General features: G+C 38.2%; 15 protein-coding genes. 3 read left to right on the top strand and 12 right to left on the bottom strand.

Annotation, left to right across the window (positions count from 1 at the left end; all coding sequences use genetic code 11):
* Positions 1-224 precede the first annotated feature (224 nt).
* Positions 225-2963: an outer membrane beta-barrel protein gene (locus tag BACCOP_RS06730; RefSeq protein ID WP_007567535.1), complete on the top strand. Its 2739-nt coding sequence runs from the start codon at positions 225-227 to the stop codon at positions 2961-2963.
* A gap of 293 nt (positions 2964-3256) precedes the next feature.
* On the opposite strand, the gene BACCOP_RS06725 is transcribed toward BACCOP_RS06730, so the two are convergent.
* The 11 genes from BACCOP_RS06725 to BACCOP_RS06675 form a co-directional block, all read right to left on the bottom strand.
* Positions 3257-4543 carry an IS1380-like element IS615 family transposase gene (locus tag BACCOP_RS06725; RefSeq protein WP_007567149.1) on the bottom strand — a complete coding sequence of 429 codons (1287 nt, stop codon included), beginning with the start codon at positions 4541-4543 and terminating at the stop codon, positions 3257-3259.
* Between the two features lie 113 nt (positions 4544-4656).
* On the bottom strand, positions 4657-5370 hold the full coding sequence (locus tag BACCOP_RS06720) for a glycoside hydrolase family 76 protein (RefSeq protein WP_007567533.1): 714 nt from the start codon (positions 5368-5370) through the stop codon (positions 4657-4659).
* A 20-nt stretch (positions 5371-5390) separates the two neighbouring features.
* Positions 5391-7535: a GH92 family glycosyl hydrolase gene (locus BACCOP_RS06715; RefSeq protein WP_007567532.1), complete on the bottom strand. Its 2145-nt coding sequence runs from the start codon at positions 7533-7535 to the stop codon at positions 5391-5393.
* A 168-nt stretch (positions 7536-7703) separates the two neighbouring features.
* A complete protein-coding gene (locus BACCOP_RS06710) occupies positions 7704-8405 on the bottom strand; it encodes an SGNH/GDSL hydrolase family protein (protein WP_007567530.1) in 702 nt (233 codons plus the stop codon).
* A gap of 20 nt (positions 8406-8425) precedes the next feature.
* Entirely contained in the window at positions 8426-10381 is a 1956-nt protein-coding gene (locus BACCOP_RS06705; protein WP_040311895.1) for a glycoside hydrolase family 97 protein, read from the bottom strand.
* 659 nt (positions 10382-11040) lie between these two features.
* Positions 11041-12165, bottom strand: a complete 1125-nt coding sequence (locus tag BACCOP_RS06700) for a glycoside hydrolase family 76 protein (RefSeq protein ID WP_007567526.1) — start codon at positions 12163-12165, stop codon at positions 11041-11043.
* A gap of 7 nt (positions 12166-12172) precedes the next feature.
* Positions 12173-13333 carry a SusE domain-containing protein gene (locus BACCOP_RS06695; protein ID WP_007567525.1) on the bottom strand — a complete coding sequence of 387 codons (1161 nt, stop codon included), beginning with the start codon at positions 13331-13333 and terminating at the stop codon, positions 12173-12175.
* Between the two features lie 27 nt (positions 13334-13360).
* The gene (locus tag BACCOP_RS06690) at positions 13361-14980 is read right to left on the bottom strand and encodes a RagB/SusD family nutrient uptake outer membrane protein (RefSeq protein WP_007567524.1); all 1620 of its coding nucleotides are present in this window, start codon (positions 14978-14980) and stop codon (positions 13361-13363) included.
* Positions 14981-14992: 12 nt separating this feature from the next.
* Positions 14993-18004 (bottom strand): SusC/RagA family TonB-linked outer membrane protein, encoded by a 3012-nt coding sequence (locus tag BACCOP_RS06685; protein WP_397434046.1) that lies wholly within the window; start codon positions 18002-18004, stop codon positions 14993-14995.
* 182 nt (positions 18005-18186) lie between these two features.
* Positions 18187-19656 carry a glycoside hydrolase family 125 protein gene (locus BACCOP_RS06680; RefSeq protein ID WP_083779554.1) on the bottom strand — a complete coding sequence of 490 codons (1470 nt, stop codon included), beginning with the start codon at positions 19654-19656 and terminating at the stop codon, positions 18187-18189.
* Positions 19657-19668: 12 nt separating this feature from the next.
* A complete protein-coding gene (locus BACCOP_RS06675) occupies positions 19669-20856 on the bottom strand; it encodes a glycoside hydrolase family 76 protein (protein WP_007567521.1) in 1188 nt (395 codons plus the stop codon).
* 520 nt (positions 20857-21376) lie between these two features.
* Here BACCOP_RS06675 and BACCOP_RS06670 point away from each other — a divergent pair.
* Positions 21377-22594 (top strand): transposase, encoded by a 1218-nt coding sequence (locus tag BACCOP_RS06670; protein ID WP_007567520.1) that lies wholly within the window; start codon positions 21377-21379, stop codon positions 22592-22594.
* Here the strand turns inward: BACCOP_RS06670 and BACCOP_RS06665 are convergent.
* Positions 22591-24954, bottom strand: a complete 2364-nt coding sequence (locus BACCOP_RS06665) for a Kelch repeat-containing protein (protein ID WP_007567519.1) — start codon at positions 24952-24954, stop codon at positions 22591-22593. The genes BACCOP_RS06670 and BACCOP_RS06665 overlap by 4 nt on opposite strands.
* Before the next feature lie 175 nt (positions 24955-25129).
* On the opposite strand from BACCOP_RS06665, the gene BACCOP_RS06660 reads away from it, so the two are divergent.
* On the top strand, positions 25130-26214 hold a 1085-nt coding region (locus BACCOP_RS06660; protein WP_007567518.1), incomplete at its 3' end, for an IS4 family transposase.

Below are 26214 nucleotides of genomic sequence, written 5' to 3'. Positions count from 1 at the left end.
TCTGGAAAAGACCCGGTTGTACGGCAGGTTTTCTTGTACTCTGTATCGTTCCGACCATTTTTTATATGTTGAAGGTTAAAGTAATGAGTTATTATATATACCGATTGTTTGGTATTGGCACGGCTGGTAAAAGCTTGTAATTTTGTACCCGTTTTTCATTTCTTTTAAAAACTATAAAAAAATAACGGGTAATTGTGCGTATATCTGTTCTCGGACTGATACTTATGTTCCTGTTTCCGATAACTCTATTTGCCCAACAGAGGGTGGATGTGACCGGAAAGACCCTTGTCGTTTCCAACAATGGAGAAGGACAAGAGGTGTTGCCCTATACCAATATCTTGGTACTCGAAGCCGGGGATTCCACCCTTGTAAAAGGGGTGATGAGTGATGCCGGCGGGAATTTCCGTCTTAGCTTCCATGCAAAGAAAGAATCGCCTTACCTGCTGAAAGTTTCTTATATAGGTATGAAGCCGGAGTTTCGTGCATTAAATACAGGCAAGACGAAAATCCATGTCGGAAACATTGTCTTGACAGAAGGTCTTGAACTGTCCGAAGTGGTGGTCACGGCTCCCATAAAGGAGGTGGAACTGGTGGGCGACACTACCGTCATCAATGCCGATGCCTACCGGATTCCCGAAGGCTCGAACTTGGAAGAGCTGGTAAAAAAGATACCGGGCTTGGAATATGACAGGCAAAACAAAACCTTGGTTTATAATGGGCTTCCCATTGCGGAAATCAATGTTAACGGGGAAGCGTTCTTTGCAGGAAACCATGCGCTGGCTTTGGAAAATCTGCCCGCCGATTTGGTAAGCAGGATAAAAGTGTATGACAAGCGTAGCGAAATGGAGAAATTCATGGGGATAAAAACAGGGGAAGAAAACTATGTGCTCGACCTGCAAACCAAGAAGGAGTTCAACGGTACACTGATGACTTCCGTAGCCGCAGGCAAGGGTAACAACAAGAAAAAAGAAGCGGAACTAATCAGCAATTTCTTCAAAACCGGCGGGGAAAACCTGTCGGTAATCGCCAAAAGCGGCAACCGCAACATGACATCCGCAAACAAAGACAACCGCCAAGACAATGTAGCGGTGAACTTCCTGAAAAAGTTCGGAAAGAAGATACACCTTAACGGGAATGTCATGTACAGCAATGCTATCAATGGGAACGAGGGGACATCTTACTACGAGCAATACCTGAAAACGGGGAACCGCTACCGCTATGCGACCAGCGACCGCCACAACACCAACCGCATGGCAAGCACCATGCTAAGCATGAAATGGAATATCGATAAGATGACCTTGCTGAACCTTTCAGGCAGCTTTAGTGCGATGAAAGGGACAAACGGGAGTGACAGCCGGCAGGCGACCTACAATGAAAATCCAGAATTGGATATCACAGCACCGTTCAATGGGGAAGAAAACGGCCAAACGGAAAACGATATCCGGGTGAATGGCATCCGCATGAACTCCCGTTCAACAAGCGCCAACCGGCAGTATTTCCTGAACGCCGACCTCACCCGACGGCTGAACGAGAAAGGCAGCAGTTTGGGGCTAACCATGCAATACTCGGAGGGGAGAGGAAAGAACGAGGCGTTTTCCGTGTCCTCCACCACCTATTACCAATTGCAGGATGAGTGGGGTAACGATTCCGTCCTCTACCGTAATCAATATTATGACAGCCCAAACAGAAACCGCAAATTCAGCTTGGGACTGATACTGACACAGCCACTACACAAGAGCCTGCGGGCACAACTTTCGTATAAATTCAGACGGGAAAACCAAAACAACGACCGCAATACCTACGACCTGTCCCGCTTTTTCGACGGTACGGACGATGAACCCTTGTACACCCTGCCGGAAGGCTACGAGGCAGCCTATACCGACAGCCTGAGCAACAGAAGCCGAAGCCACACGACAGCGCATGAAGTGGCCCTCCACCTTAACTATACGGACAGAACTTGGGAAATCAACGCTGGCCTGTCCGTCGTTCCCGAACGGCAGAGTCTCGACCAGAAGACCGGGCGGATGCAAGCCGACACGCTGAGAACCTCCGTGAACTACTACCCGGCTGTTACCGTCTTGTGGCACAAAAAGAAAACACGGGTGCAACTAAGTTACGAGGGAGACACGAAACAGCCGGGACTGACCGAACTGCTGACACTGACCGACAACAGCGATCCGCTGAACATTACACGGGGAAATCCCAGCCTGCGCCCTTCGTACAACCAAAGGGTGCGCTTAGAAGCACGAGACACGAAGATAGGTTTGAACGGAGACATGACTTGGGCGAACACGGTGAACAGTGTGACACGGGCTGTGACGTACAATACCCAAACAGGCGGTATAGAAAGCTATCCCGTGAATGTGAACGGGAATTGGAACGCAAGAGCCACCGTGCGATACCAGAAGCGCATCAAACGCCGATTTTCCGTTACCGCACGTACCGGCGCTTCGTTCAGCCAGAACGTAAGCCTTATCAACGAGGGACAGCAGGAGATGCCGGAGCGCAGTACGACCCACAACACGACACTGAATGCCAACCTGCGTTTTGGCTACCAGCCCCAATGGGGAGGTTTCGACCTGACGGGTGACTGGCGTTTCCGCCACTCCACCAACCTTTTGCGCGAAACCGGCGATTACACCCGCGACTACCGCTTGGGGGTGAACGCCTACGCCGACCTGCCCGGCGGCATTCAGTTGCGGAGCGATGTCGATTATTCTTTCCGCAACGGGACGAACATCACCCCCGGCGAAGATGACCAGGTAGTGTGGAACGCCTCCCTTTCTTGGCGTTTCCTCAAACAGAAGAAGGCGGAACTGTCATTCTACTGGGCGGACATCCTTAGCCAGAAAAAGAACTTTACCCGCAGCGTCTCTTCCTCCGGATTGTCGGAGAGACACACGCAGCAGATAGGTAGTTGGTTCATGCTCTCCTTCAAGTACCGTTTTAACAAACAATTATAAAGCAGGAGCGAAGTTTATATTTTTTTAGTTAATGAGTGGTGATTTGCTTCTAATTATATACCAATTTTTAGGTATTGTGCTCTGAGTAAACTCGTTATAATTTTGCACCCCGAAATAATAATCCTTAAATCCGCAACTCCATTCCCGAAGTGCTACCTACATAAAGAGAAATGGACTTTTGATTCGTAAGATAACCATTAAGTCCTCGCGTCCGTTTCAATGCGCATACCATCCCCTTACCCCATAAAGCGACTTGAGGCAATACGCAATCAGTGGCCATCAAGTGATGTAAATCATCCGGAAGAAGTTTTGAAGGCTTCTGCATATGCATGGTTGTCGGTGTAGATATTCAGCACACATTGCCTTGCGGTCTTAATCCACTTGGCAGGTACTGAAATGAATTTGAAGACAAACGTCTTGATACGGCTGGTTTCCTTGAGCCCGAACTTCTTCACTTCAATCCTTTGCATGATGGCCTTGTAGAAATTGCGTATCAGTGCCGTCAGGAGCAGGAACACGGTATTTTCCGCCATGAAGGATTTAGGCAGTCTGTCCCATCCAAACCCATTGTTCATGTCATCAAAGACGCGTTCCTTGCCACCGCGCATGTTATAGAACTCCACGATGTCCCTCATGGATGATTCGTAATCGTTGGTCAGGATGCAGCGGTATGTATATTCCCCCTCCCACAGGTCCGGTCCACTGCCCATGCGTCTCTGTCTCTGGATTACCAGGCGATACGGTTTGCCCTTCCACTTCTCAACGAGAATGGAGTTCAACTCAAACACGATGCCGTTTATCTCTTCCTTCTTCCACCCTCTGAGCGCGAAGATGTCATCATAGAGCGAGCAGCAGCGGTTGGCGCGTATGTAGAATGTCCTGCAATGCTTCCTGACCTCATCCACAATGTCTTCAGAGCATGAGCCGCAGTCGGCCCTGAAGCGTTTGACTGTCAGCTTCTTCTCTTCAAGTCTCTCCAAAATCCTCTTTAGCGTGTCCTTCTGGTGAAAGCGTACATTGGTGTTGCCGTCGCTGTTCTCTATGCCGACAATCATGTCGCCGATAACGGCCACACCGGACCTGTAACCAAGAAATTTCTTGTACGTGGGCTTTGCATCGTACTTCTCCGCCTCAATGAACTGGTGGTCAAAGTCAACGTCATACTCCCCGCCCTCTTTCAACTGCCCTGTGGACAACAGGCAATTCAGGAGCAATGTGTTGAGTGTGTCTGCCGTATTGAAATCATAGGACTTTCCGGCATCAGACGTGTATGAGATGTTTTCCCGGGTCAGTTCGTTTATTGCCCTAAGGATGGTGTCGGCGCTACAGGTGCGGAGTGTGGGGTGAAGGGAAAGATGACTCATTAAGTGGGCGGTGACATCCTCAACGCAAGAACCGCCGCAGAAGTAAACGCATAGGAGGGAGCGGATGATTTCGCTGTATTGATAACCATAGAGTTTGCATCTCAACCCAAGTGTTGAGTCAATTGTAGAGGAGAGAAGGGAGGTAAATTGCTCCATGATTGGAAATATGCCTCCAAAAGGAGTGAGTCTTTCGGATTTTATTGCTACCTTTGCCATGCCTGTTGCGGTTTTCTTTGTCTTTGGATTCGCAACACTAAGGTAAGTGAAAACGCTGACATGGCAAAAACCTGGGCAACAAAATGTTGCTCAGGAACTTATAAAAATAATTATCAATTATGTTGCGGAATTAAGGATAAGTAGTTTTTCTCCCAAATATAAATTTTGATAGCTTCATTTAAGTAGGCATTTTTAATCTTGCCATCGCTAAATTGAGCCTGATCGTAAAAAGAGTAAAGACGAGCAGCAATTAATGCAGCCGGTCCATTAGAGCAAGCATTCTTTGATTTTGCGACATCCGTCTTCCAAGTAATTCCACCAAACCAGGGAGCTTCATCTTCCGGTCCCCATGTAGGCCAAATCCAATCATCATATACTTGCCTCGCTTTCTCTATATATTTTTTCTCCCCTGTACTTTCAAACATTCTTATTTGTGCTAATACGATCCATTCCATATCATCAACAAAAACATTCCACCAAGGATCTTTGGGATTCATTTTTCCGGCAAAATTATATTTGGGCATACCTTCCCACCACAAAGGAAAAAGTTCTTTATAATACGATTTACCAGTACGCATATACGCATCCACCAGAACATCCATTGCATGTGCCTGTGGCCAATAGTTATTTGTTGACATATCAGAAAGATCGCTACCATAATTAAAATAATAGCGTTTTTCGTAGCCCTCAAAACTAGCTCCCCAAAAATGTTTGATAAGTGCTTCTGAAGTACCATTAGCCATTTTATTCCAATAAGTTATATCTTTCTGAGCAAATACTCCAAAGACACAACATAACATAAACAGAATCGTTAAAGTTTTTTTCATAACTAGCTTCCTTATAAATTTTAATCAACTGTAATGACAAGTTTCTTTCCCTTTTGCAACTGTCCGTGAGATACAAAATATCCATCAACGACCTCATTATCATAAGTTATCTGACGGATTTTTCTTCCATGTCCTTGCTTCACAATAGTAAAAGGTTTATCCTTTAAATAAAACGTAACCTTATCAAATAATGGAACTGTAACGATATATTCTGGATCTGCAGGAGAGTATGTATAAAGCCCAATGGCATTAAATACATACCATGACGACATTTCACCAGCATCATCCATACCAGCATATGCCAATTTATCCTTACCCATATCATAATAGTGCCCCATCAGAGAATCAAGTACCGCTTGTGATTTTTCCTGCTTCCCGATAAAATAATAAGTGTAAGGAATACTATGTCCTGGCTGATTTCCATGACAATAGTTTCCAATAAATCCAGTCATATTATCAACTTCATACCCATGCCAAGGCTCTGTAAAAAGAGAATCCAATTTATTCTCAACTGCCTTATTATTAGGATAGAGCTTAATCATTCCTTCAGGATCATGGGGAGCAAAGAAAAGCGCATTCCAGGCATTCGCTTCACGGTACATGTACTGATAATAAGGATAATATGGATCAAAATCTGCAATCCAACTTCCATCTTCAATTTTACCACGCCAGAAACCTGTACCCGGATCGAAAAGAGTTTTATAATTATTAGCACGTTTTATCAACACATCATAATTCTCCTTATCACCTAATTCTTTAGCAACCAAAGCTACAGCATAATCATCATAAGCATACTCTACAGTCTTTGTTACAGCACCTTTATATTCATCTTGCGTAGGAACATTTACCGTATCTTTTTCTGCAATCCATCCACGTTTTATATATTCATCCAAATAAGGTCGTCCTCCTTTACCTGGAACCGTAGCATTTTTCAAAATCAGGTTATATGCCCTTTGTAAATCAAAGTCACGTAATCCACGTAACCAGCTTCCCGCAATAAAAGTAGAGGCATGATCTCCATGAAAAAATGTTGGCATATATCCGTTACTCTTTTCTCCTTTATCGATAATTGACTTAATGACATCAATTGTCACCTCAGGTGATAACATTCCCAACAAAGTCAACTTATTACGATAGTCATCCCAAAATGATGGATTGGTATAATAATGAAATCCATTATTTACCACATTCCCTTTAATATCAGTATATTCAAAATTTACATCACTTCGTAAAGCCGGCCATTTAAAAGCATGATACAAGCAAGAATAAAATAAGCTTTTTTCACGTTCCGTTCCCCCTGACACTTGTATTTTAGACAAAAGCTTTTCCCAAACTTCATCTGCTTCACAAGCAACTTGCGCGAAGTCTTTATGAAGCATTTCATGCTCAAAATTCATTTTTGCATTCTCAACACTAACAAATGAAAATCCGATTTTCATTTCCAATGGTTTGCTATCTTTGCTATTGACAAAATTGACCAAAGCGACTTCATGATGCCCGTCTTTCTTCATTACGACGTCATCGATTACATAATTGGTCGTCGCATAAAAAAAGATTTTACCTTCTCCAGCCTGATATCCTGTAAAAACCTTATCCCCTGATTTTTCGATATGCCATTCTGTAACAGTGTTATTTGAACGACGAATATCCACTAATACAGACTTTGCATCTTCTTTACGAAAAGTATACTTATGATAAGCACAACGCAACGTACTTGTAAGTTCAACATTTACATTGTATCTATCCAAATAAACCTGATAATACCCGGGACGTGCAGTCTCTTTCTGATGGCTAAAATGTGAACAGTAATTACTTGGACTAATTTCTCCAACAACAGGCATCATTGGAACGTGCAATAAGTTCCAATGTCCTTTATTAGTATGAGAAAATCCATAAATAACACTATCTTCATACTGATAACCAGCACCACTCCGATATTGAGTTACAGGACTCAACTGCACCATTGCATTAGGTAGCGTTGCTCCAGGAAATGTTTCTGCTCCCCAAGTTCTCGTTGCTTTCTTACGTACATAGCCCAAATCTTCCTTTTCCCATAATGTAGCACTTCCCAATAAAGGATTAACATACTCTGTCAGTTTATTCTGACTCTCACAGTTTGTAAAAAGTATGAGAGATATGATTGATATTAAAAGTTCATTTTTCATTTTATTTTCTATTTTTTCATACCTATTGAAGATTGTACATCTAAATATTCTATTAACCACCTAATGCCAATGCAATGTAAGTGAATACATTCAATTATATTATCAACCCCACTGAAAACTCCTTCTGCCATACTTTATCAACATGACAGTTTTCAAAATCACCATTAATTATAAAACTTTATCAATGGCTTCTTTTATTAATGTTTCCATAACTATATATCCTTCGGCAGTAGGGTGAACACCATCTTTTGTATATTTAGGATTAAGAGCTCCATTTTCTCCATAAACCATTTTTCCGTAATAATCTACATAGGGTATCTTATGTTGATAGGCATATTTTTTGATTCGTGCATTAAGAGAAGCTATTTTCTTTTGCGCATCTTTAATCGCTGGATTCCAGCCAAAAGCAGCAGCCGGCAACGTCAAAGTTAGTATAACCTTTATTTTATGTGCCTCAGCCAGTTCTACCATAGATATTATATTTCCAAAAGTATACTCTTCATTATAAGCACATGTGTTCTCTGCAACATCATTAGTACCCGCATTAATAACGACCAATGACGGAGATAGCTTTATAACATCTTCACGAAAACGCAACAAGAACTGATATGAGGTCTGCCCACTAATACCACGTCCCACATATCCATTATCTGTAAAGAAAGCAGGGTGGGTATTCACCCAACCCTCTGTTATAGAATTCCCCATAAAAACAACTTTTACAGTTTTGTGAGAAATAGTTATATCTTTATTCTCTTGAGCATAACGATTTAAGCCACCAAAATCTCGATCCTGTGCATTTATATGCGTACACGTTAAACTAAAGGAAACAATTCCTATACCTAAATATTTTACCAATAGTTTTGTTCTCATAACACTTTATTATATAAAATTTACTCTACAACAGCTGCCCATCCCCCATTACGTACCAATTTAATATTTAATTTATCAGAAGAATTAACCTGATGTTCTTTTTTGCGATAATCCATTGCTTGTCTATCAGCATTAATACCATCCTCAAATGAAGTCATACGGTAAGTTCTATCTTTATCCAAAAAGTCAAAAGATAAAGTAAATCTACGTGAAGCTTCCTTTCCGTTACAGATTGCACCAATAAACCATTTATCACCCTTTCGTCTGGCTAGTACTACATATTCACCAATCTTAGCATCTAATATTTTCGTTTCATCCCATGTAACAGGTACTTTTGTTATAAAATCTGTACAATCAGGATTGCGATAGTATAGAGTTGGATTATCAGCCAGCATTTGAACCCCACTTTCGAATACGACATAAAGAGCAAGTTGATAAGCACGAGTTCCGATACTAGCTGCATTCGGGCGGTCTGCTCTATAGACTTCAGGTTGCATACTGATCATGGCTCCAGGTGTATAATCCATTGGACCTACAGCATTTCGCATGAAAGGTAAGTACAAACTATTATCTGGATAACATCCCCCCATTTGTTCCATTCCGCGAACACCTTCATAAGACAAAATATTAGGATAACGATACTCCAATCCTGCTGGTTTGAATGAACCATGGAAATCAATCAACAAATGATATTTTGCGGCTTCTTTTGCTACCCGTTCATAATAATTGACCATCCACTGATCACTACGATCCATAAAATCAATCTTAATACCTGCTACTCCCCAATCAGAAAAAGTTTTAAACACATCAAAATGGTTCTCAACAGTAAGCCAAGTAAGCCACAACAAGACTCCAACTCCTTTTTCTTTTCCATAACGGATTATTTCATGTACATTAACTTGAGGATTAGGAGTATAAGGATCACGTGTACTCAAAGCCCATCCTTCATCCATCAATATATAAGGGATATGATACTTAGCTGCGAAATCAATAAAGTATTTATAGGTATCCATATTAAAACCGGATACAAAATTTACATCAGGACCATAAGGAGTAGCTCCATTCCACCATTCCCAACTTACTTGTCCTGGTTTTACCCAACTATAATCTTCCAATTCACAAGGAGAAGACAAGTTATAAACCATTTCATTACTCAAAATATCTTTATCATCGGAAGAAATCATAAAGAAACGCCACGGAAAAGTTCGCTTTCCTTCTGTCTTAGCGATGTAATTAGCTTCTTTAAGAATCTTTACGCTACGATCTCCGTCATCTCCAAACTCCAAAGGGCATTTCGGAAAAACAGCAGTCAATCCATTCTTATCTGTCCCCTTCACAAACATACAAGGATAATCATCTAAATCAGCCTCCGAAATCAATATATTATATCCCTGCGGACTCTCTAATAAAACCGGGAAATAACTCATTTCATCAGACGACTTATAATCCATTGTATTCAAATGAGAATATGGATTTTCATATGAAGTCTTAAATCCTGAAGTCTTAGACAAATGAGCCCAATAATTAGTCGGGAAATGGATAGTAAATTCTTCGTCTAATATCTCAAGCTCATTTTTTCTATCAGTTACAAAACGATAAGCAATTCCATTATCGTAAGCTCTAAACTCAACAGAATAATTACCCTTCATATTCATACGAAGAGTATTACAATGATTCCGGACTAATGCATTTTTTAATGGGATAGGACGCAGTACTTCTTTATCAATCTTTCCCCTCTTTATATTTTGAAGACTTGGTTTTGCCCCTAAAACATTATCTGATAAAGTCATAGACAATGTACAATCTTTAAGAATTGTATCATTTTGAGAAATCACAGAATAATATATTTTCTCTTTCAAATCGATTACAACCTTAAGTTTTCCATCAGGAGATTGGACATCAAGAGATCTTCCCTGTACATTAGAACAACAGCAAAATATTCCCAAAAATCCGAACAATAACATTCCTTTTCTCATAGCATTCTTATCATCCAAATAAAGTTATCAATAAACAAAATTTCTGTACACTACTCCTAAACGCTTCATTAATTAGATATACTTCCTTGTTTCCATTGGTTTATAAGATATTGAGCTATAACCCAATGACATTACTATCTCAATTTATATTAACATAATCTCTTTCCTGATTTTACCTATCATTTCCCATTAAAAACATTATCCCAACCTTTTCGCCGTTTACTTATATACCCGAATCCCCAATCAACAAAAAAATTCAAGAAACAAATATCCTTTGTCTGATTTTAAAAAGTATGATATAACGTTTACAAAAAGAGAAAGATACATCGCCCAAATCAATGTTCTTAAAATGTCTAAGACTAATAAATATAAGATTTTGAATGGAACTATCTTTCAACTTTATAGCCGTTATATTTATTACAATCAGAGCTTTAGCAAAATCTAAGATTATTACTTATGTTAGAGGTAAACTAAAAAATTTACACGATGAAATAAAGTGTTTTTCAATTATTGATTTTAATTGTTTCTCAAATCCTTTTCGAAACTTTTTTCTATTTCATGATAATAATCCATAGAAACAGAAAAAAGTTTCAAAAAAGATTTTCAATCAGATCTTAAGACTTCTGTATTTTTACATTTTTAAGACCAAGTGTTCCTAGTTATTTACCCCACAAGGATCTCGCTTCTATAAGTGCACATCCACTAGTCTGTGCACCAAGCTGAGTGCTACCAGAAGCAGGTGTAGTCCAGTTAGTACTAAATAAAATATCTAACTTATTTACACCCTTACGCCATAAAACTTCTGCATTATTATTAAAGAATGTCTCAAATTTTTTACGATAAAGCTCATCTAAATCCGGCTCCATGATTAATTTGACGAAATAACGCATAAAAATACCTTTGAAAAAGCCACCATCACCAGAACCTTCATCACGTAGCACATTATTACCACTATCAATCATACCAGCATCACTAATACAGAAGTAAGCAGCTTTACGTGCATCCTTTAAATAATTTGCTTCACCTGTAACCTTATATAATTCGTGTGCTGCACCCAAGAAAGTACCCTGATTGTAACTCAATGAGAAACTACCAATTTCACCTGTTTCGCCATTTAAATTATCATAAACAGCTCCAGTAGCCTTGTTAAACAGATTCTCACGCAGCCATGCATAAATTTTGATTCCCCAATTTTTATATACTTCATCTTGAGTTACTGAATAAAGACGCATTGCTAATAAAGCAGCAGGGCCATTTGAACAAGCATTTTTACTCCAACGCTGATCAGATTTCCATGCGATACCGCCACCGCCATACTCTTCATTCCAACCACCTTCAATATATCCCCATAACTCTTTAGCCGTATTCAGGTACTTTTCATCTTGAGTGGTTTCATACAAACGTACCATCGTAAGAGCTATCCATTCCATATCATCATAAAAATTATTCCAATATGAATTGCCATTCTTTACTTTAATACCTTCATACCATGGAGTAAAAAGATCGGAGTATTTAGTATTTCCACTACGCAAGTAAGCATCGATAATTACATCCATTGCCTGTGCCTGTGGCCAATACTGGAAACCAGTGCCATTTCCATCGTTTTCATAATTAAAATACCCTTCTTCATTCCAAAAACGTTCCGGCAAAGTAGAGCTGGCACTATCTGCTGCCGCACTCCAGTCTATAGCATAACCAGTATCATATACATATTCATCTTCAATCTTACTACAGGAAGCTAAAAGCATTCCTGTAATAAAAAAGAATAATAACTTATATTTCATAGTTCTATCACTTAACAAGTTCTACATGATGTGTATAATTATCTCCAGAGAAAATAACAGAAATACGAGTAACAGCTCCCGGATTAGCTCCATCAGCAGCTCCATCGAATTCATTATTCAGTTTCCATTTCTGATCCCATTGGTTATTAGGAGTGTCAGCTATATAGAAATAAGGATCATCAGCTGTAGCTTCTCCTGGAGCACTATCTGTTGTATTCTTAGTTCCCCACATTTGTGTTGTACCATCAGCATATGTCATCAAGAACTTATAACGTTGGTCTCTACCCCAGCTTTCCTGTTTAAATTCAATCAGATCTTCTCCTTCAAATACACCATTACCTTTATAAGGAAGTTCAAAAGTAACCTCATTGCTAGGACAGAAGAAGAATCCCATACTCTGGATTTCAGTCATCTTGACAGAAGCCGTTGTAAAGTCTAATACAATACGGTAAACACCACCTTTATTTACAGTAGTTTCACCCTGACCTTCAATGATAACACCACTTTCATTGATATAATAAGACTTGGCATCAGCAGAGTTATTATCAACCAGTCGATAAGACTTACCCTCCTCCAATTTAGTGAACACTTCAAACACACCTAATTCATTAGGCATCGAACAAGGAACTGCTTGTGCAATATCTGTTCCTCCTTCAGTAGCTTCACCTGTCAAATAAACCTGATTAGGTAATTCAGTAAATCCTTTCAAACAAGTAATGGTCAAAGTTCTTGCTTCAGTAGCCATCGCTGAATTTAAACCTCTGGAAGCAACAACTGTCCATTTTACAGTTCCGGTTTCTCCACCATTAATACCAGCTGCTTTACCAATCTTATCCAACACTTTATGAGTTATTGTTGCATAATTACGAACTCCGTTATTATCAGCAACAACACGATAAATCGGATTTGTAAAATTACCATCTTCTTTATCAAAAACAACCTCATACAAAGGCGAGCCACTATCTTCAGCTTTTGCTGCAGCCCATTCAAAGAAAAGTGAAGCTGTAGACGAAGCAACCAGTGTTACACTCTGACCATCTGTCGGTTCATACAACTGAGTTACAGGACTAACTTGTACATCCTTATATTCCATATCTTTAGTACATGATGTAGAAAACAATACAGTCATGCACATTGCAAATACATAAAAAAAACTTAGTTTCATCATTATAAGTATTTAAATATTTAAAGTTAATCAGTTTGCATATCCAGGATTATTAGGAGCCAAATTATGATTCAAGTCAATCTGGCTTTGAGGCACAGCCCATAAATAATCTCTTTGTTCATTAAAGTTATAAGAGTCTACACGAATTGTACCAACTCCATCAAAAGTAGCACCTTCAACATTGCCTGTCAAATATTCTGAACCTGCCTTCCAGCGCTTAATATCAAACCATCTTAATCCTTCCATAGCCAGTTCACAACGGCGTTCGTTACGAATCAGTTTTCGCATATCATCTGAAGACAGAGAAGGATATTCCAATGCACCTGAATCAGTAAATCCAGCTCTTTCTCTGATACGTTTGATAGTCATATTCCAAATGTCTTCAGTAAATTCACCTTTTTCGAATTTAGCTTCAGCATACATTAACAGCACATCGGCATAACGCATTGTAATGATATTCAAGCCAGAATTCAAATCACCGGCATCTTGTGGACTATAATATTTACGTACATAGTAACCTGTAGCGGTATTATTACTACCATAAATGTATTTATCAACAGTTGTCGAAGTATTGGGATCAATATGTATAACAGTACCCTGGCTTCCATCATTTACATTACCGCTCCAATCATATCCATCATATATAATAGTAGCAGTCATACGAGGATCTCTATTGGCATATGGATAATCTTTATTGTAATTACTTCCCTGCTCATCGATTCTCTTTCCATTCAGCATGATATAACTATCAACCAACGACTGTTGAGGAGCACGATTTATAGCTCTACCTCCAACGCTCAATGGAGCCATATCTACCATATCTCCCCAAGTCAAGAGTTTCTTTACATATGAACGGTCCATTATTACTTCCTGATTATACTCATTTTCTTCCTCAAACAATCCTCTGTAAGAAGGGTACAAGTCATAGGTACCATATTCACCTTGATTGTTGATAAGATTATCTGTATAGGTAATTACTTTATCCCAGTTTCCTTCCATCAAGTATACACGTGCCTGCAACATGCTTACTGCACCTTTCGTAATTTTACCCTGTTCGTCTGCCGATAAAGCAGTATTAATTGGCAGATCATCTTTAATATCTTCCAATTCATCATGAATAAACTGAAGAACAGTAGCAGCAGATGTACGACTTATTGAATTTGCTTCATCCAATGTTATGTCTTTTGTAAAGAATGGTACATCACCATAGAAATTTACAAGACGGAAATAAATAGCAGCACGGATAAAACGAATCTCAGCTATCATACGAGCCTTTGCAGCAGGATTCATATTAGGAACCAAATCTACCTTTTCCAAAAATACATGGCAAGTTTTAATTCCACCATACAAATTTTTCCACTCACTATCAAAAACACCTATAGAAGGTGTTGCCTGCCCTTTACGGATAGCACGTTGATCAGTTACAGTACGGCCGTCAATTACATTATCGCTCAAACTTTCATCCGACCACATTTTCCCTGCATCATACATCTGGCTATAGACCATGTTCACCACATTCTGTGCCTTTGCCTCCGATGTCCAATAACTATTATCAGTAAATTTATTTGTAGGTACATTTTCCATGTCATTGCAAGCAGCCAATAACATCATTGCACTTACAACATACAACATATATGTTTTTAATTTCATAAAGTCACATTATTAAAATTCCACATCAATACCAAAACCATAATAACGCAATGTCGGATAAGAACGTCCACTATTAGCTCCACCTGCAGACATCTTAGAGTCAAACTCAGTTGATTCAGGATCAATAAAACTATTATTACTGAAAGTCAATAAGTTTTCTCCGCTCACGTATACTCTAAGTTTTTCCATTCCCACTTTCTTCGACCAAGATTTAGGAAGTGTATACCCTATCACCAAATTCTTCAAACGCATGTATTTACCATCAAGAATCTGCATGTCAGAACCAGTTCTATAGTTATTTTTATTCGAGTCAGAACCTGGAGCTGCTAGACGAGGCCAAGTTGCATCCGTATTTGTTGGAGTCCAGAAATCAAGCTGATGTTTGAATATATTATATGAATAATTTTCATGAAATGGTTCAATCAATTCACCACGCAACATCATATCACGTTTTCCGACTCCCTGCCAGAACATACTGAAATCAAGTCCTTTCCAAGAAAGATTATAAGTAAATCCAAATGTATATCGAGGGAATGCGTTTCCTAAGATAAAGCGGTCTTTTGAATCAATAACTCCATCGTTATTTCTATCAACAAATTTCACATCACCAGGTTGCACTTTACCTCCAACAGGAATAGCAGAAGCTTCGACCTCCTCATAGCTCTGGAAATATCCGTCAGTCTTATAACCATAATAAGAGTTCAAAGGTACACCTTCACGAATGATACGTTCCAGTTCATTAACCTTTGTAATTTGCTCATGACCAGGGAATTTTAAAACCTTATTATAAGAGTCACTCAAGTTAAGGCTAAAGCCGTGCTGAACCTGACCTGTACGTATATTGTAGTTAATACCTATTTCCCATCCTTGATTTTGCATTTCACCGATATTATCCATTGGCATATCTGTTCCAAAAACAGTAGGAACTATAGGCTTCATCAAAATATCAGTTGTACGTTTGTAAAAATAATCAAATGTAAGATTCAATTGATTATTGAAAAAAGAAGCATCTACACCTATATTAAATGTTTTTGTTTTTTCCCAAGTCAAATCATTCAATCCTAAAGCAAAGCCAGTTCCTGAAACAACCGAATTACCATAAGCATAATTATTATCATATACTGTATAAGTTGTAAAACGGTCGTAAGTACCGATAGCTTGACTTCCCAGTATACCAAATGAAGTACGTAACTTCAAATCGCCTACCTTCTCTTTATAGAAACTCATAAAGTTTTCTTCTGATAAACGCCATCCCAAAGATACTGAAGGGAAGAATCCCCATCTGTAATCTTTATGGAATTTCGAAGATCCATCATAACGGAAACTGAGCTCTCCATAGTACTTATCAGCATAAGAATATCCGACACGACCCAACAAAGAAGTAAGACTAGTACGATTAGTATCGTCTACAGAAGTCTTTCCTGTTATATTACCAGCTTCTCCCGTAGTAGTATCTGTACCGATTCCTAAATCTGGATCAACATATTTCTTTTCAATTTCATTGGCAGTATAGGTATACGATTCATTTGTAACACCAAACAGTCCATTTACAGTATGTTTACCAAAAGTTTTATTGTAGTTCAATAAAAGCTGAGTATTTATCAGATACGCATCACTATTCCAGTTACTGGTTTTATTATTCGCTAAATTAACAGGTCTTGGAGTAGTAGCGTCTTCACTTGCATAATATTCTACAGCATTATTTCTGGTAAAACGAGTATCATTGATTACATCTGCTCCCAAAACTCCTTTTAAAGAAAGCCCATCAATAATCTTCATCTCAGCAGAAACATTCGCATTTAAGTAATTATTACGATATTTATTGAATCCGCCTGCTTCCAACGCTCCTAAAGGGTTAAACTCAGATAAAATATCATTCAATAAATAGCGTCCGTCTGCCGATTTCATTTTATAATAATAGTAAGTCGGAACACGTTCTGCATCAATTTCCAGACTACTACCAGTAGTACTAATACTATTATTACGCGTATATGCCAGAATTGCATTCAATTTGAAACGACCAACCTCTGTATTTATATTTGTACGGAAGTTATAACGTTCCACTCCGAAATTCTTGTTACCTACATAATTACTTTCCTGATCAAAATATCCCATAGAAACCATATAGGTCGTATTAGCAGATCCTCCTGAAACACTCAGATTATAATTCTGCTGTAAAGCTGTACGCATAATCTGATCGTAGAACCAACTTTCTTCACTCTGATGTGCAGCTAAATCACGAATCTGCTCTGGAGTAAATTTCGGATCATTTCCAACATTTGTATTAGCCAAGTTTGTTAAGGTTGCATTCTGATACCCAGCTACCGGAGAGAATAAAATATCAGGATTTTGCCAACCCACAGAACCATTTAAACGTACTGTTGGTTTTTCATTCTTTTTACCAGATTTAGTAGTTACCACGATTACACCATTTGCCGAACGTGATCCGTAAATAGCGGCTGTACCAGCATCCTTCAATACAGATATATTCTCAATATCATTCGGGTTCAACTTATTGAAACTTCCTCCATCAGACACAATTCCATCAATTACAATCAACGGACTATTATCATTCAGCGTACTGATACCTCGAATATTAAAGTTAGTTTTATTATCGTTAGGGTTATAGCTTGTCTGTTGGACAATTACTCCCGGTGCTGCACCCTGTAAGGCTTGTGTAACATTAGCTACAGGACGCTTAGTGATTGCTTCAGATTTTACCTGACTGACAGAACCTACTGCACTTTTACGCGTAGTAGTACCATATCCTACAACGATAACTTCTTCCAGTTGTTCCGTATCTTCCTGCAATGTAATCATCAGATCAGACTTATTTCCGACCTTCACTTCTGTTGTCTTATATCCGATATAAGAAAAAGACAACACATTTCCCTTTTCACACTGAAGGGTGAAGTTACCATCTATATCGGTAACAGTTCCCTGTCCCGACCTACCTTTCACTGAAATGCTGACTCCTATCAACGGCTCTCCATTTACATCCTTTACATTTCCCCGGATTGTCATCACAGCTTGCGATACTTCCTGACCGCCTACAGTTGCATAAAGAGTAGCAACAGGTGAGGTTAATGTAATGGCCGCCAGAGCAGCTAACATTTTTAAATTAGTATTCATTTTTATTGATTTAAAGTTATACATCTTCTATATAAAGCTTCGAAAAATAAGATAGAATACAAATTATCATCTTATTACTTTATTCCATTCAGCAGTTCCAGTTTGCCATCTGCAATCAATTTCAGTATCAGCTCACCAAATAATGTATTCTGCCATGCGAACCAAGGACGAGTAAACTTCTCTGCATTATCCTTATGGAAAGATTCATGCATAAAACCAGTTCCCGCATCCGTAGTCATCAGCATTTTTATACAAGACTGAATTTCTTTATCATCCTGACTGGTAAAAGCTTTCATCATAATACTCATAGGCCATACCATATCATAACCAATATGAGGTCCACCTATTCCTTCGCCTACTTTTCCTTTAAAGAAATAAGGATTATCTTCACTCCAGACAAAACGACGTGTATTCTGATAAATAGGGTCGTTTACATCAACATCTCCCAAATAAGGCATTGCCAGCAAACTAGGAACATTTGCATCATCCATTAACAGATAATTTCCAAATCCATCTACTTCATAAGCGTAGATCTTACCATATTTAGGATGGTTGTAAATCGCATACTTCCGTAAAGCTTTCTCAACTTCATCAGCCAAATCAGTACACTGCTTAGCTAATTCTGTTTTTTTATTAACCTGCTTTAAAATTTCTGCCGCTTTTCTCAAAGAAGTAACAGCAAAGAAATTAGAAGGAATCAGAAACTGGAAAGTAGAAGCATCATCAGAAGGGCGGAAAGAAGAAGCTATCAAACCTACAGGCTTCACCGGATTTCCCCATCCCTCATTCGTCATCGTATCCAAAGCACGTTCTGTTTTTCTTTGGAAAGAATATGAGCCACGTCCGTCTTTACGTTGCTGATCCTTAAAAGTAGTCAATATATTCTGAATAGCTTCAAGCCATAAATCTCCAAAGACAGATGCATCACCTGTAATTTTCCAATAGTGATAAGCCAAACGTAAAGGATAACACAAAGAATCAATCTCCCACTTACGCTCATGAAGTTCTGGTTTCATATCTGTTTTATCACTCATCCATTCTCCACCAACCGGACCATCATTAAACCCATTTGCATAAGGATCAATATTGATACATTTCCACTGACGAAGAATCACTCCTCTAAGCATTTTTTTCAAAGCCGGATCTTCATTAGCCAGATCTACATATGGCCATACTTGTGCGCCAGAATCACGTAACCACATGGCATGAATATCACCCGTATACACAAATGTATCATCATCCCCATCCTGAGTACGATAATGCACGGTAGTATCAAGGGTATTCGGGAAACAATTTTCGAACATCCATCTTAAATAAGGATTAGTCAATAGCTTCTTTACCTCTTGTATCTTAGCCTCAACAGCTTTCGAATGAAATAAACGTTTTGAAACTTCCGGACGTTGTGACACATAATCTTGTGTACTCTCACGAACTGCAACAGGAAATGGTTCTACTAACGAAGAAGCATAACCGTTTTCTGACATAAAGCTGGCTCCAATAAGTGTACACAACAATACACTTTTTAAACTAACTGAGTTTTTCATAACTATTATATTTTACTTTATTTTTGATAATCTTGCATACATTTCTATCATCGCAGCTTGAGTAAGTAACCACTTCGTATCTTTACTTTCACTTCTTTTCTCTACAAAGCAATCATCGTCAAACAGCATATTCTGATTGGGGTTATGTTCCCACATATATTGCAATGTTTTCTTAAAACTATTCAAATAAACAGGATTACGATCTACTTTATACAACTCCTCAAATCCCCTCAGCATAATGACAACAAACCAAACATTTCCATTTTTTATTGCCTTAAATGATTCGCCATCTTCAGCTACAAAGTCTTCAAAAAAATATTGACCACATGCCGATGCCAAACGTTGCGCTTCTTCTAAATATAAATTCTCTTTTGTCAGATTATACAATAGCACTGAAGCTTGCAACATCTGTCCTGCATTATATTGAAACTTGGTTCTATTTACGCTACCATCCAAAGTAATATTATCAAAATAAAGAAAATCAGCAGGGTCTTGTAAATTCTTCTTCGTCCAATAATATAGATCCTGCCCCATTCTAAAAAAGTGTTTCTCTTTAGTCAATGAATACAACCGTAAAGCCAGCACTGCTGCCGGAGCATTCGAACATGTATTCTTAGATTCTTTTTTTTGCTCACACCAGTAAACTCCACCTCCTAGAATTGAATCGCAACCACTTTCTATAAAACTCCAAATATTGCGTGCTGAAGCTAAATAAGCATCATTTCCTGTTTGTTCATACAGATCCAAGAAGTCTAATCCTAACCAAAGATTATCATCATAAAAACGATCCGACTTCCCACTTTCTGTAAGATAAGATTGATAACAACCCGGTACACGCAATGAATCAAAGTAACATTCCAGGCCCGGTAAGATTACAGATTCAATCATGTTCTCATATTTCTTATCGCCTGTAGTTTTCTGCAAAGCATTCAAAGCTGAAAACATACCTGAAGTCGGCCATAAATAAGCAACTCTATTCTTACGTATGGTGTCAGCTCCTGCTAAATAGGTAACCAGATCCGCATCACGTTTAGGATATGTTTCATAAAACAGGACCTGACCAGGTACTTTATAATACATCAAAGTACTATCCATTAACGTCATGGCATAGCTTGCAAAATCAGATTCATGTTTTACTTTGTGACACCCACTAAATATGAATAAACACCCTATAAACAGGATTAAGATTTGGTTTTTCATATCTTTAATAATCTAATTAAACGCCTTTCACTCATTTAAGTTGCAGCAAAGATAATTTAACAATACGTTTTTTTTATATCCAAAACTGACAATCATGTAACGCACAAGAAATATGTAAATTGCTAAAGGCCTCCCTATTGTATACATCCATGACATAAATGTATTTATATATGTCAATTATGTTATTCAGCATCTCATACGGCATAGCATAATACTTTTCAGAATAGGGAGAAGATAAAAAAAGAAAAAGCCATAGCATGATCTCAGAAATAAATCTTGCTATGACTTTTTACAATACTTCGGTAAATTTTTACCGAAAAATTAAAAGTTAAACAATAAAACCGGCAAAAGTCGGTTCGGAAACACTAAAGAGGTCATTGAAATGTTGTCTAAAACGAATGGTTAAGCATGAAGAAATGTGCTGAAAAAAATGTGCTAACCTGCTGATAATAAAGGTAAAAAAGTATTGCATAATTCGCTGGTTTTTTAGTAAATTAGAAGTCTCTCAACTCTTCTGATTATGACTAAAGAAACACTCCTTATGCAATACCAATCCGAGTGCCTGTCGGCTCTCAAATCAGTAGCGAATATACAAAAACCTTTTGAAAAAACGTTCATGGACACCATGAAATTATTCATGGCCATCCCGGATCGTATAAACTTCCTCCAATTGGGCAGATATGGCTGTTTCTCAGAACAGACTTATCGTAACCTTTTTGAGCATGAAACTTTCGACTGGTTTGCGTTCAACGGCTCTATCATCAGCAAGCATCTCACAGGCAAAAGAAAAGCCATCGCCATCGATCCTTCCTATATTCCCAAATCAGGCAAGAAGACACCTTGGATAGGTTACTTCTGGTCTGGTTGTGCAGGAGAATACAAGCGTGGACTGGAAATCATGGGCATCGGTGTCATTGACATCGACAATCATGAATGCATGACTTTAGGTTCCATTCAGACGCCGGATTGTAAGACCTTGGATAATATGGACAAGAGCCTCGTTGACTGGTACAGCAGCTATCTTATCTGTAGAAAAGACAAGCTACAGAGCCTGTCCAGAACGGTGGTTGCAGACGCATTCTTTTCCAAGGAAACATTCATAACACCTATGTGTGAGAACGATTTCCATGTCATCAGCCGCTTTCGGAATGACGTAATCCTGTACTATCCGACATTGGAGCAGAAAACAGGAAAACGTGGTCATCCCAAGTGGTTTGACGGCAGGATTGACTTTGCCAATCTGGATTTGACCCGGTGCAAGGAATACGAGGTGAACAAAGGAAAGCTATACGGATTGAGGGTATATGCAAAAGCTCTCAAAAGGTATGTTTCCTTAGCCGTCTGGTATCCGATGGACGGGAGGACAGACAAGTGGCAGCTTTACTTCTCTACAGACGATTCCATGGATGGACGTGAGGTGCTGGATTATTACAGAACCAGGTTCCAACTGGAATTTTGCTTTAGAGATGGCAAGCAGCATGCAGGAATCACCAACTGCCAGTCAACCGACTTCAGGAAGTTGGATTTTCACTTCAATGCATCGCTCGCAGCTGTCAACTTGGCCAAAGCGGCATGTAAGAGGCTCGGAATAGCCTATTCCATATCCTCTTGCAAGTCATTCATACACAATGCTTATATGCTTGAACGATTTATTTGCGTGTTCGGGATTAACCCAGACATGCAAGTTATTGACAAACTTTTCAAAGAACTCATTTTATTTACTGCCAGAGCCGCTTAGGCTTGGCGAATTTTTAACGAACTATTATATTCATCAAGCCATTCAATATTGATATTAGGTAATAAACTTCCAGGACTACTCCAGGTCAATAATAACTCTAGTTTCTCTTTATCTATAGACAAATTTTCCTGTTTCCTATTTTTTAGATCTTCTAGTAAAGCAGATATATGATAATAATCACAGGTAACATTAGTTCCTAATTCTAAAAACCAATAGCCATTTTTATGTACTATTGTAATATCTCCTATTTTGCTTGCCAGCAGTCTTAATTTACGGATATTGACACTGCGATTATTAGCAGCACTTGTTTTACTCATATCAAACCAAAAAGTTTCATCTAGACGTTGCGAAGTAACTCCTTTTTCATTCTTTATAGAATTTAGAAGTAAGAATAAGAATAAATGTTTTAATGTTGGGGTAAAATCTCCTGTAATGTCTTGTCCTAAAGAATCAAAAACTTGAAAGCCTCCTACTAGAAAAATTGTAGATTTAACTTCCTTTCTATTGATTTTTTGAGTAGTAATTTCCAAAGGTATATGTTCTAATTTTTCTGCTAAAGATAAATTATTGAGGGTTTTTGTTTCTGGAAGCTTCTTTACTTGTTGCCTTTTTTTTCTCCAATGAAGCATCAATAATATTAAAATAAATATGGTTATTCCCGTCAAATACCCCCATTTATCTGATTTATTTTCAATATTAGAAGTTTTGGTTGGTATTAAAGGAGGAAATGCTAATTTGTAAATACGGCATAAAGAACTTTCATTCTTTGAAGGTTCTAATATAACAGCATAAAGTGAGGTATCATTAGGATGATAGAAAAGATCACAATATGAATAGATATCTCTGAATTTGTATAAAATAGAATCACTAACAATTTGTCTTATAGGTCTGTTTGTCTTAATTAAGAATTGGCTTAAGTAGATAGCTGTATTGTAACAATCATTTCTATATGTTAAGGCATATATGCTGTTAGTAAGAGTATCAACGATAGCAGAATTACCCATTACAAAATGTTCGTCAGTATGATTCATCTCCCATAGTTTTTTGCATGTACCAGTGTTCAAATTCAATAAATATAAATCATAAAAGTTTTGAGGAAAGTCTTCCTGTTTTCCTGAATGACTTCCATATCCACCTAGAACAAGTAGTTTATTATCAGAATATTTTCCTAAAGCTGATAAATATCGTGGAGAGATCAGTGTATCTAAATTCATTTGAGACCATTTAAAATTGTCTTTTAGATTATATTCGTAAAGTGCCCCGCTATATTGATGTCTGCCATATCCTCCATAAAGATATAGTTTATCGTGATCTTTGTCAAAAAAACGATTATGATGTTGATTGTCATCTACTGTTATTTTTTGATTGACACTCCATGAAGATGTTGTTGGATTAAACCAATTTAATTTATTATGATAAATATTGTATGAAAGGAGAGTTTTCTTTAATGGATGAAATAGCATTTGACTGGAAACTCCTAAAAAAGGAGCCCCTTTAAATGATAGGGTATCTAAAGTTTTATTATTGACATTATATGTATATAGTTTTTTATCTGAAGCTACAAAAAAATTACCTTTTATCTCATCAAATGCAAGTTGAGGATTCTTATAATCAATCTCAAAAGAAGTAACCCGTTGCCAATGGTAATGTTTATCTATTTCCCATTTCCCATTTTTTACATATGCTGGTAAGTCAGAAATACTATCATAGACAAAGTTATTAGTGGTTTTACTACTTCTGTCTAACTTCCAATAATAAAAAGTTTTTCCTTGAAGAGATTGAAGAGAAAGATTTCTTATAGACATTGGTGCTACATCTCCAGAAAAAAAACGTCCTAAATTACTGGCTCCAAAAATAATTTGAACATCATTAAAATCGCGAAAAGAATGTGATAGATATATATTTTTTCCATTGATTTTTATTTTGGCTGAGTTTGGAAAAAACTGAATCTGTATTGGCATCCATTGATCTTTTCTTATTAACATAGAATCGGCAAGATATACCATTTGAGATTTCTCATGGCTAGATCCAGAAATGATACTGATCTTAGAGTCATACAGATAAGAAACTAAATCTAAATTTTGATCATTATGTGATATAACTCTTAATATGTATCCATAAGTATATAATTCTTGACGTAATTTGATGTCAAAGTTCATTATAAAACCTTCTGCAGGGAATGATATTCCTTTTCCTGAGTTTAAGATTAAGCTTGTCCGATGATCTTGGTCTACTGTATGGGCAGCAAATGTTAATCCATAATTTTCAATTTTATGCTCAAATGTATACCCGTAAGAAGTTGCTGATAATGAAAGATATATCAGTAAAATTATAATTTGATGGAGTCGGTGAAATATCATATGATTGTGAGTTTCTATTATTAAATTATCACAAAATTATGACTTTTATCTTTTATTCCTAATTCAAGTTTCGCAAGTACTCAAATAATGTAATAAAAAAGGCTAAAGAGTTTGATAATTCGATGATTATCACTATATTAATGTCGCCAAACAAACGATATAGCACCCTTTAGCCATGAACAAAAATAGATATATTATCGGTGAACTCCAAGAGTTTTTTGCAAAGAATGACTCTAGCAAGGCAATAAACAGCATATCAACCATTATGAACAGCATAAGGATACAAAGCAAAGTCATCGGGTCAGTTAAGAATCCGAATTGCAAATTCACCTGTCTTCAGGTGTTGCAGCTGCTTGTTCTGTTCCCGTTCTTTTCAATTAAGAATGCTGCCAACTATTCGTCTTCTGCCCTGGGCAAGATGTTTGTCTGCCACAAAGATATGTTCTATCGTTTCATGAACGACGGCAACATCAATTGGCGACGTATAATCTACTCGGTTTTCAGGCAGGTGTATTCACGTGTGAAACGTAGAACGACATTGAAGTCGGACATCAGGTGTGTCATCATCGATGATACAGACCTTCCGAAGACCGGATTCAAGACCGAGAAGATTGGCAAGGTATTCTCTCATACCCAAATGAAGCCTATACTTGGATTCAAGGCAATGTTCCTCTGTTTTACGGATGGTGTATCCCAGTTTCTCCTTGACTTTTCTCTTCATGGAGAGGAAGGAAAACGAAGCGATAAGCCACAGGGTTTATCCAAGAAACAGACGGAAGCTCGCTACTGCAAGGAACACTCAGAGGATAAGTGTATTGCCAGGCGTAGCGCTGAGTATTTTGCAAGTAAGATTGAGACGGCCATCAGTATGCTCAAACGCTCAATCATAGAGGGCGTACGTTTCGATTATCTTCTTGTTGACAGCTGGTTTACCTGCTTTGAGCTTTTGAAGTTCGTAGTCTCAAGGCACTTTGGATGCCACCTTATCGGAATGATAAAGATGGGCAAGACCAAGTATGAGACAGATCTTGGAAACAAGACAGCGCCTGAGCTTATCAAGGCTCTCCAGAAATCCAAGAGCGTAAAGTATAGCCGCTCAATCGGTTACTACACAGCAACTGTCTCTGCTAAAATCTCCGGCATTAAGGTCAGTCTGCTCTTCTACAGAAGAGGTAAGAACGGCAATTGGAATGCTCTGCTTACCTCTGATCTTAAACTTGATGCAAAAGAAGCCTTCAGACTTTATTCAAGAAGATGGGT

Origin of the sequence: Phocaeicola coprocola DSM 17136 (assembly GCF_000154845.1) — a bacterium.
Classification (GTDB): domain Bacteria; phylum Bacteroidota; class Bacteroidia; order Bacteroidales; family Bacteroidaceae; genus Phocaeicola; species Phocaeicola coprocola.
Note: the sequence above shows the minus strand (reverse complement) of the source record. Positions and strands in the feature narration are given on the sequence as shown.